The sequence below is a fragment of the Corynebacterium parakroppenstedtii genome (genome assembly GCF_019754935.1).
GTDB classification, from domain to species: Bacteria; Actinomycetota; Actinomycetes; order Mycobacteriales; family Mycobacteriaceae; genus Corynebacterium; species Corynebacterium parakroppenstedtii.
Map to the genome: position 1 here is coordinate 400,750 of NZ_JAGSOA010000001.1, position 12,391 is coordinate 413,140.

The following is a 12,391-nucleotide window of genomic DNA, read 5'->3' on the forward strand; positions in this document are numbered from 1 at the left end:
TCCTTATTCCTGCTCGGTCTCTCTGTAGCTCTGGGTTAAATCTGTTTCTTGTGCCCATACACCGTACGCCATTCGCCGGATCAACAACGCCTATCGAATGTCCATCCCGACGAAGTCATACGCGGTCTCGCTATGCATGGCGAAATCAATTCCGCCTCGTTCAGCGGAATCGTCGATACGCCAGCCCATCGCAGCAGAGAGAATCGTTCCGATGATTGTGGTGATGATGGCCGTGAACACCATCGCGACAACCGCGATAACCACCTGAATGATGAATAGTCGGAAGCCATCTGCACCGCCGCCGGTCAACAGCCCGGCGTGGTCTTTCGCTAGCAGACCGACGCCGATCGTTCCCCAAATACCGGATAAGAGGTGAACACCGACGACGTCTAAGGAGTCGTCAAACTTGAGTTTGTACTTGAGGCCGACTCCGTAAGCTGACACCACGCCAGCGACAGCACCGAGGATGATCGATGTCACAGGTGTCAAGTCTCCACAGGCCGGGGTGATAGCAACCAGACCAGCAACGACGCCGGAAGCCGCGCCTAAGGAGGTGGCGTGTCCGTCTCGTATGCGCTCGACGGCAAGCCAGGCCATCATGGCAGCGCAGGCTGCGACCGTCGTGTTGACCCAGGCCAGAGCAGCATTGCCGTCGGCGGCGAAGGCGGAACCGGCGTTAAAGCCGAACCAGCCGAACCACAGGAACGTCGTGCCGATCATGGTGAGGGGAAGGTTGTGGGGGCGCTGAGGGGCTTTCAAGAAATCACGCGACTTGCCCACGATGAGGGCCAAGACGAGGCCTGCAACACCGGCGTTGATGTGGACCACTGTTCCGCCGGCGAAGTCGATAGGGGCGATTTTCGCGACTTTTTCGCCGTCGTCCATCGTCGTCCCGAATAGCCATGCAGCAATGCTGTGTTCGGAATCGGACAGCAAGCCGCCGCCCCACACCATGTGGGCCAAGGGGAAGAACGCGAAAGTGACCCACAGCACCGAAAACACGAGCCAGGTGGAGAATTTCACACGGTTGGCAAGCGAACCAGAGATGAGCGCTACCGTGATCACCGCGAATGTCAGCTGGAACGCGACGTCGATAATTTCAGGGTAACCATTGCTACCCGTGGGGAATGTTCCGTCGTCGGACGGGAGAATTCCTCGCAGCCCGAAGTTGGTGAACGGGTTGGCGAAGATGCCGCCGATGTCGCCGCTGGAATACGACATCGAGTATCCCCACAGCACGTAAATAACTCCGATTGCCCCGAGAGCCCCGAATGACATCATCATCATGTTGAGGGTGGATTTTTGACGTGACATTCCGCCATAGAAAAAGGCGACAGCTGGCGTCATTAACAACACCAGGGATGCACTAATGAGCATCCACGCGGAATTGCCAGCCGTCACACCACTCTCCGTTGCCGAAGCGGCAAGAACTACTTGGTCGACGAGCACACGAGACTCCTCTCGCAGGACTCCACGCAAGAGGCTAGCAGCGCAAATGGGACGATATTCACGCGCGTCGGCACCTCAAGCGGAAAGCCTGATTGTGGGCAGATAATTATTCGGGGCATTCACGCTCGGCACGTCGACAGTGATTGTGAGTTTTCACTCCACGGGCAAGGAGGTGATGCCTACAGAAAAAGCATGGTTATCTCGTGTTTCCGACGTCGCAGTATGACGTTTCATTCGTGTGAAATAAAACCCATATTGTTTCGCTTTTGTTACGAGGGAGATGTTCGCTGGAGTATGCAGTGGGGATTTTTCACGCAATACGACAGGGACGCGTTAGAACAGCGGGACGGAATAACTGCGCAGCGTGATTTCGGGGTTACGTGATGACATACGCGAAAACCCCAGGTGATGAACCCGGGGTTACCTTTAGTGCGACAGCTTGTTAGGGCTATAGCTTAGAGCCTGGCCGTAATTTGCTGCGCCATGTTGTCTACACCTTGGTAGGTCATGTGCATGGACATTGCAGCGTTGTTGCCGTTGGTCTCAATCAGACCTGAAACCCAGTTTTCCCGGCCGGGGGCACACGTACTGTGTCCCACAGTTGATTCGGCCATATCAAGGTAAGTGCCACCGTTACGCTCTGCAGCCGACGACTGCTGGCGCTTAATAATGTTGAAAGCGTTCTGGAACCCGAAGCCAGGAGTGTTGAACGGGCGAGCATCGCCAGCCTGAATCCAGCACATCATATTCGGATCGTCAGGCGCAGTGAGCTGGGGGTAGGACAAGAAGATCAGCTTGGCGTTCGGGGCAGCTTCACGGATGCGATGCGCAGCCTTGTCCAGCTCTGCGCCAGCTTCAGCCTCATGAGCAGGATCCTCAGGGGTGAAGCTCCAGGCGTACCCGGTCTTATAGAAGTCATTGATACCGATCAGAATCGGAACAGCCTGGGTATTCGGGTTCAATGCTCCGCTATCGATTGCCTTGGTCACCAAGGTATCAAGACGGTTGGGGTTCAAGTTAGTTTGAGTCGGTGCAGCGGCCAACGTCGCGCCTGAACATGCGTAGTTCTCAACTTTTCGGCCCGAAATAGACTGCAGAACAGAGCCGACATCGTGCTGGTCGATGGGGCAGCCGGAAGCAGCTGAACCCGTGACAGGAGCAAACCGGGGAGCGACGGGAATGGCAGCTTGAATGTGGTCATTGAGGAGAGCCAGCTGGTTTGGGGTGGCCATGTACGAATCACCCAACAGCACAATATTGGAGTCTCCCTCAGCTTCGGCTGGGTGAGCAGCTACGGCTACACCGGCACCAACAGCAAGAACACCGACGAGGGCAGAGAGCTTTTTAGCTAAGGACATTTCACTTCTCTTCTTTTTACGGGGGGGAGTTTCCATGTGCCAACGCAGTTCGCTAAACGGCGGTGGAACTGGCCTAACACACAGAAAGGCGCCCTGGTTAAGGTGCCGCACTAGTCCGCACGGCCCACTACACAACGGCCTACAACGTGTTTCGTTGGAACACGATATATTATTTCATCTGAAAAGCATAGGTTGCAGAATGAGCTTTTCACGCTGCCTATTCGGGTGCTGACGCGACCGGTAGACGCACAATCATCACCGGCCACGGCCATATTCTTACCCGAGCAGTGCGTCAACGAATCCCTCAACCTCAAACGGGGCTAAATCGTCGACGCCCTCCCCCAGGCCAACCATCTTCACTGGAACACCGAGCTCTTCCTGCACCTGGAAGACAATTCCGCCCTTGGCCGTGCCATCCAACTTCGTCAAGACCACACCAGTGATGTCCACTGTTTCCGCAAAGATGCGGGCCTGGACCAGACCATTCTGGCCGACGGTCGCGTCGAGAACCAGAAGGACTTCGTCCACGACAGCCTTCTTTTCGACGACGCGCTTCACTTTGCCCAGCTGATCCATCAAGTTGTTCTTCGTGTGGAGCCGGCCTGCGGTATCCAACACAACGACATCCGCGTGATCGGCGACGCCGGCGGCTACCGCATCGAATGCCACCGATGCGGGATCGGCACCTTCGGGACCACGCACAGTGCGGGCATTAACGCGACTCCCCCACGCTTCAAGCTGATCGGCCGCCGCGGCACGGAAGGTATCCGCAGCACCCAAGAGCACGCTGTGTCCCATAGCGGTCAACACGCGTGCCAGCTTTCCGGCCGTCGTCGTCTTACCCGTGCCGTTCACACCGACAACAAGAATCACAGCCGGCTTGCCCTCATAAGGCATCGCGCGGATAGAGCGATCCATCTCCGGGTGGCACGACTCGATCAAAGCCTGGCGGAGCAAAGCTCGAGCCTCCTGCTCTGACGAAACACCCTGAGAAGCGATTTTCTCCCGCAGGGAATCGACCACTTTCATCGTGGCCGCAGTACCCAGGTCCGCCATGACGAGCGTGTCTTCGACGTCTTCCCACGCATCCTCGTCAAGATCGCCGCCGCCCAGAATTCCTAAAACGCCTTTACCGATGGCGTTCTGAGAACGTGACAGCCGGCCGCGCAGCCGGTGGATACGACCATCGACGGGCTCGGGAGTTTCTGCGGGTTCCTCCAGCTCCGCCTCAGCTACAGCCGCGGTGCCTTCATCGGTGGATTCCGTGGACGACGGGCGTTCCTCAGCGGTGCTGCTCTCGCGCGCGAGATCAGCTGCTGCTTCCACACCGACAGCAACCGACTGTGCTGCAGCCGCCGCCTCTTCGGCCTCGGTCTTTTCTTTCTCAGTGAGGGCGCTCTCTGAGAGCCCACTGCTATCCGACGCCGGTTCCTGTTGTGCCGACGAGTCCTCAGCTTCGGCGTCATCTGGCTGCGCTGACGATGCAGCGACGACTGGTTCCGCGGGAGACTCTGTCTCCACGGGCTGCGAGGACGATTCAGTCTCTACCGGCTGTGCTGACGGCTCCGTCTTGTCGTCTTCAACGGCGTTCTCGCTGGTGGCCGATGTCTTCGTTTTTTGTGTTTCGTTTTCGAATGTCTGGTCGGCCGCCTTAGCCTTGCTGGCCTTATCGGCCTTATCAGCTTCATCAGCCTTGTCAGCCGAATCGTCGACTGCTTCATCAGCAGGAGGAACAACCGGCTCATCCTGTTCGCGATCAACGGTTTCCGGGGATTCCGTCACCCCAGCAACGTGATCATCGGGACTCTTCGGTGCTTCGTCGGCACGGGAGTCGTCGGCAGGCTCAGTCGATTGAGGTGCAGGTTTTTCTGCGTGCGCACTAGTTTCTGACGCAGCAGCCTGTTTGCTCGTCGAGGCGCTATTCTCGGCAGAAACTGGTTCCGGTTCTTTTTTAGCCTGTTTCGTTTGCCCAAATTCACCGGCGACGACGTCGGCCTGTGACGGCTTGTGCCCCGTCGCAGGCCCAGCTGCGAAATTAAATCCACCTTTTGCCTGGTAATTGCCCGAATCGGGACGCTTCTTCTCCTCGGTGTCACTCGCCTTACTTTCGAATGACACCGTGTTCTTTTTACGCCTGTGCAGCCCAAAAATAATGAGGAGCGCAAGGAGCACCAGGACAACAACAACGCCAACAATGGTCCACAACACAACAGGAGACATAGTGGCCATTATGTCAGCAACCGTCGCACTGTGAAGAAGGAGCCACAGGATGTCGTACTATTTGCTGCCTATTTACTTCCTTTTGTGGCCGACAACACCCAGCACCATGGCATCGGCAGAGACAATATCCCCGGCGACGAGGTCCGGCAGCATCTCGGCGACACGAGCCCACCCTGCTACTGCTTGTGGGGACAAAGCGCCCATTTTGCCTGCACCGTGGGCTTCCAAGCGCGCGGCCAAGGCAAAAACGAGAGACACGATGGGAGCCAACGCCCACCGATTGTCGACGGATTCCGTGTCCACTCCCTCTAGGCGATCGAACCGGACGCGCGCCGCAGCGTACAACTGGCGATTGCTGTGTCGAATCCTCTTCAGCAGTTTCGCAGCCGTGACCATGAGGTCTTCTTCGCCCAAAAGCTGAGTTAGCTCCTCCCGGTGGGAGAAGGTCTCCAACACGGCCAACAAGCGGGAGTTATCCTCGCTGATCGGGCCTGGCATGATCCCAGCACTATCCAAGAACTGCTGCAGAATAACCTTCTGCTGAGCCTCGGGCATGCGAGCAATATGAACAGTCGTGGGGTCCAAGCACGCGTTGTCCAAACTCTGATCCCGCCCAGTGGTAAACGCTTCAACAGCGCGGTCCCCAACCAAGGAACGGAGTTTCTCCAACGCATTGTTCCGCCCTTGAGCAGGAGTGACGTCAGGGTCAGGAGCCAGGTCGCTTGCCGCATTCGTGTCGTCGCCATTGTCGCCGCCATCACCATCGTCGCCGTCGGACGATTCGGACGATTGCTCCGCAGCTTCCTCCGCAGCAACCATCGCCGCATCCCAACGCTCAACCTCAGCTAAGGCTCCCAAAGCGCCGATCCACGGAGCTGCCGACCCTTGGGAGGTCAACGACTCTGAATCAATCGCAGTGGGATCGAACGCCGACCGAACGAGCCCGCTCGAGATCAACACACTCGGACGCTTCGATGCGTCGACAAGCGATTGAGCCAAGCCCACCAACGCAACACTCGGCTTAGACAGGAAGGCGTCACGGACCACTTCAGCACCGCGAGGCAATGACGTGAACGCTCGCGAATCTGACATCCAGCCCGCTTGCAAGTCCCACAGCAAACTGAAGGTTTCGGCGCCGCCTTCGATTTCTTTCGATTCGCCGGCCAAGAAGGCGCTCAACGAATCGAGCCCGTGGCCCGTCGCATATCCTGGCTGATCCACCATGACAGCTTGGAGGCCTGGACGCGCCGGCGCGCGCAAGTTTTCGCTGACATCCGCGCAATAAACCTGAACAACCAGGGGCCCGACGTTGCGAAGCTCCTCGGGCAAGGTCGCTTCACCTTCGACGACACGAACGCTCAAGGCGCGGCGCCACGGAGCCGTCGTCGGCCACATCCACAAACCCAGCGGACGGCCATCGGGCGAGCCCTTGACCACCGCGACCGAGGTCTCATCCCCCGGAGCCTTGTCCGCCGAGACGACCACGGTGTCGTCTTTCAGCTCGATCTGCCATTCCGGCGTGGGAGCTAACGTCACAAGGCGGACCGATGTGCTCTTCCGGGTCTCCTCATCTACCCAGCTCAGTTCGATACTTCCGCCAGACTGCGAGGCAAGCGCGTGCGCAAAGTCCTTCAAGGGGATGCGCCAGGTCATGCCGTCCCACGTGATCATCTTCTTCGTGCGCACCGGGGACCCGTGATGATTCCTCGCGGTAATCACCGGTTTGTGAAGCTCACTGCCCGTGCGGACACGCAAGAACATCTCGCCGTTCAACTCGGACCCCGCGCACACCAACGGCGTCGACCGCCATCGAGCTTCCTCGCCTTTGAGGGGAACTTGGAAGCGCAGCCGAGGAGGCGTCACCACGATAGGAAGCAGATCACCGTCATCGGTGCTCACCGTCGCCGAGCCACGCGCCGAATCCGCGCCGACCTCAACCGGGTTCGGTTCAATCGAGGCGGGCTTTTCCGTCGCCAATTCGACTGACATCGGTGAGAGCCCACCGGCAACCGGGATACGGAAACCGTGGTTGTCCTCGAGCGACGTCACCAGGCCTTGGACAATCGCGTACCGGTGGCGGAAGGACTCATTCCGCGGACCACGCAGGCGGACAATGTATTCACCCGTCCACGGTGATTCATACAGATCGGGGTCAAACACGTAGACGGCGCCACCATCGGCGGGCACCTCGACAGGTTCCGCAGGGGTGACCTCAACACCAGCCTGACCAGGGCCAGCGTAGGAAGAAATCGATAAATACCAGACCTCATCGGCACCGGACAGCGTCGCCGGGAATTCCGCCAACAGACTTTCAGAATGAACAGGTAGCCCAGAGACCGACCGAACGTGTGAGCACAACTCGCCCTCGGTGAAAATCACTCTCTGACGAGGATCAACACTGCGCAAGGCCGTGCCGGCAGGCTCCCCCGGGCGACGCACCTGGAAGGACGCAGCATCATTAACGTCGACGGTCCGAGCAATCCAGCCATTCCAGCCCCGAAGCTCCACTCCATCGTCGGCGGGCAACGGGGTTTCACGGACAGGGTCGACGATTTCCGCGTCATCGGGCGAAACCACAATGAGGTCCGTGTGGTGGAGCGATACCTTGCTCGTCACGTTGTGGCCGCGCATCGTGAACGCCAAGAACGGCTCCGAGAGCACAGGGATTGTCCACGAGACCCGACGAACAATTTCCTTGACGACGATTTCCCGGGCGGCTTTGCGCACGGGGACGTCGAGGATCTCCGAGAAGCCTTCCGTGTCATTGTCATAGCCCGTGCGGTACTCGACGACCTCACCGTCAATAGAGACGCGCCACCGCAGCTCAACGACGGTTTCGTCCAAGGGCATTTGCGGCAAACGCAGTACCACGCGCTCCCTGTTGACGTCGTAGACCAAGCGCGGCGACGTCTCCCACGACGCCGTCCCCACCGTCGATAAGCGATCTACTGTGCCCGCGGGGCGTTCGCGTAATTCGTCGACAAGATCTTCAAGAATCAGTAGCGGGACGCGATAGGAGCCGTCCTTGCCCACTCCCCATTCGGCCCACTGATCGACCTCATACGGGTGCTGGGCGGCCCACCGATAAAACTCGATGATGTCGTCGAACAGGCGGGTGGCACGCTCTGGTGCAACCGTGCAGAGGGGACCCAGCTGGCGAGTAGGCGATGTCTCCACAAAATGCTCAGTCAGCGATGCGCCGGTGACATTGTCGGGGTCCTCGTCGATGAGCGCGATGAGGCTTGGAATCCACCCCGCGGGAATGGTTGCATGCACTAAAAGCCGGCCCAACTCGCCATCGGACCCCGACGCAGCAATGTCCATCGGATCGAGGCCAGCACGAGAGAGAATCTCGGCCACGTGACCGTCAAAACACCCGTAAAACTGCTCGGCCAGATCGTGGGGTACGCCAAGGCCAGCCCAATATTCAGAATCAAAATTGCTTAAATCGGCGATGCGGCCAGCGCGGCCCACCAACGTCGTCGCCACAATGGCCGGGCACGCCTCCAGAACCGCGGAAAGCTCTGCCCCGGCAGAAATTTGTCGAGTGACAAACCGACCCCAGAAACGGTCCAGGCGCTCTAACTCGTCGCCACTGAGGTTGACCTCGACGGCGAAATCAAGATCTGACAGCTGCCGAGACAGTTCAAGCTCCGTCGTCGATGCCCAACCCAACAAGGGGTCAGCGGAATCTGCAATAAAACTCGTGGGGGCGTCAACGCCTGACAACTGAGTAATCCTTTCCAAGACGCAATTGTGGCTACACGATTATTCGACGTACACCGATCATCTGAGCTCACGACACTTCCGATGAGCCAGCAGGCGACCCGGCGGCTGAACCAGCCACAGCAGGGTCGCTCACTGGCTGGGAGTGAGGGCTCATTCGTTGAGAGATTACACGTGTCATCCCGTCGCCGCGCATTGTCACGCCATACAGCACATTCGCAATGTCCATCGTCGGTTTCTGGTGTGTAATCACAATCAACTGTGAGTCTTCCCGGAGCTCTTCAAAGAGCGCAATCAACCGTCGGAGATTGACATCATCCAGGGCTGCTTCTACCTCATCCATGACGTAGAACGGGGATGGCCGAGCGCGGAAGATCGCTACCAATAAGGCTAGTGCTGTCAGAGACTTTTCACCCCCAGAAAGCAGCGATAGCCTCGTCACTCTCTTCCCCGGCGGGCGCGCGTGGACCTCGATACCGGTGGTCAACATGTCATCGGGATCGGTCAGGGACAGCCGACCTTCGCCGCCGGGGAACAGTGTCTCGAACACCCGGGGGAATTCGTCTTGGACGTCCTCCCAGGCGTCGGTAAAGAGCTGCAAGATGGTGGCGTCGACATCTTTAATCACCCCGCGGAGGTCCTCGCGTGCCTGCTCAACGTCCATGAGCTGGGTGGAAAGGAATGAATAGCGCTCCTCCAGCGCCTTATATTCCTCCAGCGCCAAAGGGTTAACTTTGCCGAGCTGCTTCAATGCACGCTCCGCGGACGCCAGCCGTTTCTTTTCCGACGCGGGATCGAAATCTGTCAGATCCTGGTTTGCCACAACGTCCTCGGGATTGAGACCAAGCTGCTCGACGATGTGCTTCTCAGCCTGTTCCACCCGCACCAACGCTGCTTCACGTTTAACATCCGCGTCGTGCGTCGTTTTCAGCGCATGTTCGCGCTGCGTCGTGATGGCACTCAATGCGTCCCGCGCGCGCCCCCGCTGTGCCGTCGCTTCCGACATGCGCGCGTGGAGTGTGTCGCGCTCCTCGGCCGCTTTGTGGACTGCGGTGTCCACCCGTTTCGCCAGGCTGTCGCACCACTGCGCGATGTGTGCTGCTCGTTGCCGTGCACGCCGACGAGCCCGCTGTGCTTCTTCGTGCCGACGTCGGTGGGCCCGCTCGTGCTCGGCTTGGCGGCGAAGCCTCTCCGCCTGGCCTTTGATCGCCGAGGCTCGTTCCTCGGCACTACGCAGCGCCAACCGGGCCTCGGTTTCCATCGCCCGCACCTGAGTCAGTTCCTCGTGAGCCTGGTCCCGGGCGATTGCCGACGACTCCTCGGAGGAATCATCGGCGTCACTGATTTCCGCGTCGATGCGTGAGCGTCGATCAGCCAAGTCGGCAAGTTCGGCGTGGATATTATCGATGCGCCCTTCGGCGTGGGCGCGGTTTTCCTGGACCTCGTGGAGTTCCTTTTTCAGGCGTTCGACGGCTGCTTCCGCGGTGCTCACGCGCTCTTTGAGGTTCGATGCCACGGCGGTGAACTCAGTGTGCGCAGCACGGGCGGCACCCAAGGCGTCTCGTCGTTCCTGCACGGTCGTTTCCGCGCCGGCAATGGTGCCCGCGAGTTCCCTTGCCTTGGCCGTGTAGTCCGCCAATTCTTCTTGTGCTTGGTCGACGGAGGACTTGATGTCAAGGGTTGTGGCTTCACCGGAACCGCCACTCATCCAACCAGGGCCAATGACGATACCGCTCTGCGTCACAGCACGCAGCCTGGCATCGTCGCGCACCAGCGCAACCCCGGCGGCCACCGACGGGACCGCAACGACGTCGACAAGCAGACCAGTCACCGCGTGGGTGAATTCGCTATCCACTGACACTTTGTCTAAGAACCACTCGCAACCAGCGGGAAGATCCGCATCCAGCCGCCAGGTGGATTCCTGCGATTGGCCCATAATCCACGCCCGGCCAGCATCGGCAGCAACGAGCGATTCGAGGGCATCACCCACACTTCCCGACGCATCCCCCGGTGCGGTAATCGCATCAGCCGCCTCCCCCAACGTCGAGGACAAGGCCGCTTCCCATCCTCGTTCCACGCTGACCGAATCGACGAATGATCCCCACTCCACCGACGAATTTGTGCGGAGCCAGGAAACCCCATTGGTGGGGCGAACCGTGGCTTCTAAGGTGTCAATGCGCGATTGAAGTGCAGAAATGGACCGTTCGTAGTTTCGATCGGTGTCGCGGAGTTCACGGAGGCGATCATCCGCGCTCGCCACATCGCGCTCGGCCTCACTGACCCGATCGAGTATCGCCCTGGCCTGGGAATCGTGGTCCTGAAGAGCAGCATGAGCTGAATCAACATCACTCTTCGCCTGGGCTAGGGCCGGAACAACCGCATCGACGGCCTTCGTTGCACGCTGAAGGTCATCATTAGCAGCCTCCAACCGCTGGCGTGCGGAATCTTCCGCAGCATCTAAACGGGCGACTCCCTCCCGGCGATCCGCAATAGCCCGCAGAGCAGCGAGGTGCTCTTTCTCAACCTGCTGGGCTTTCTCCTCTTTTTCATCAACCTGCTCGCGGATGGTCTCTAACCGCTCGGCTGCTTCTTCCACCGCGGCAGTGGTCTCTTCTTCGCGCTCTGCGGCCTCGCGGGCCCGCGCTTCAAGATCCTCCGGGTCCGGGCCGCGGTAGTCCTCGGATTGATCATCCGCCGATGCCCGATCGGCGGCAATACGTTCGGTCGCCGTGACACGCTCCGACAAGGACGACAACCGGAACCACAGCTGCTGGGCCTCTTCACTCCGCGGCCCGAGCTCGGCAACGCGATGTTCCAGTTCATCGACATGTTCGCGCAATTCCTCGAGCTTCTCGACGAGGGCTTCTTCTTTCTCCCGCGCCTCATTGGCCCGGCGCGTCAATTCGTCGGCATCGTCCCACGCGGTGACCAGCGAGTGCGCGGCGAGGTTGAGTCGAGCCTCGCGAAGGTCCGACTGCACTGTCGCGGCTTTTTGGGCTGCTTCCGCCTGCCTGGCCAGGGGTTTAAGTTGTCGTTCAAGTTCTGCGGTGAGGTCGCGCAGCCGGTCCACATTGGCCTGCATAGATACGAGCTTGCGCTGGGCCTTGTCTTTGCGGCGGCGATGCTTCAAAACTCCGGCCGCTTCTTCGATATAGGCTCGCCGGTCCTCCGGCTTGGATTCCAAGATGGTAGACAGCCGCCCCTGCCCCACGATGACGTGCATCTCCCGGCCGATTCCCGAGTCAGAGAGCAACTCCTGGATATCCATCAAGCGGGCTCTGGCGCCATTTATTTCGTATTCGCCACCCCCGTCGCGAAACACCCGTCGGGTGATGGAGACTTCCGAATAGTCGATGGGCAGGGCACCGTCGGAATTGTCGATCGTGAGGGTGACTTCGGCACGACCAAGGGGTTTGCGTGCGCCTGTGCCTGCGAAGATGACGTCGTCCATGCTTCCGCCGCGCAAAGACTTGGCGCCTTGCTCCCCCATGACCCATGCGAGGGCGTCGACAACGTTGGATTTTCCTGACCCATTCGGCCCGACGACCGCGCAGATTCCGGGTTCGAGTTTTAAGGTCGTCGACGAAGCAAAGGACTTGAATCCTTTAAGGGTCAGCGACTTCAGGTACATGCCAGTA

The 12,391-nt window shown here is 59.3% G+C and carries 5 protein-coding genes; all 5 read right to left on the bottom strand.

Translation table 11 applies throughout. From position 1 onward, the window contains the following. Positions 1-90 precede the first annotated feature (90 nt). Positions 91-1,377, bottom strand: a complete 1,287-nt coding sequence (locus tag KCQ76_RS01715) for an ammonium transporter (RefSeq protein ID WP_046202723.1) — start codon at positions 1,375-1,377, stop codon at positions 91-93. 527 nt (positions 1,378-1,904) lie between these two features. Further along, positions 1,905-2,807: a GDSL-type esterase/lipase family protein gene (locus tag KCQ76_RS01720; RefSeq protein ID WP_046202464.1), complete on the bottom strand. Its 903-nt coding sequence runs from the start codon at positions 2,805-2,807 to the stop codon at positions 1,905-1,907. Between the two features lie 276 nt (positions 2,808-3,083). Beyond that, complete coding sequence (ftsY, locus tag KCQ76_RS01725; RefSeq protein ID WP_046202724.1) at positions 3,084-5,027, bottom strand: signal recognition particle-docking protein FtsY; 1,944 nt, start codon at positions 5,025-5,027, stop codon at positions 3,084-3,086. 72 nt (positions 5,028-5,099) lie between these two features. After that, positions 5,100-8,774: a hypothetical protein gene (locus KCQ76_RS01730; protein ID WP_152646897.1), complete on the bottom strand. Its 3,675-nt coding sequence runs from the start codon at positions 8,772-8,774 to the stop codon at positions 5,100-5,102. 49 nt (positions 8,775-8,823) lie between these two features. Next, complete coding sequence (gene smc, locus KCQ76_RS01735) at positions 8,824-12,384, bottom strand: chromosome segregation protein SMC (protein ID WP_046205170.1); 3,561 nt, start codon at positions 12,382-12,384, stop codon at positions 8,824-8,826. Between the last annotated feature and the right edge of the window lie 7 nt (positions 12,385-12,391).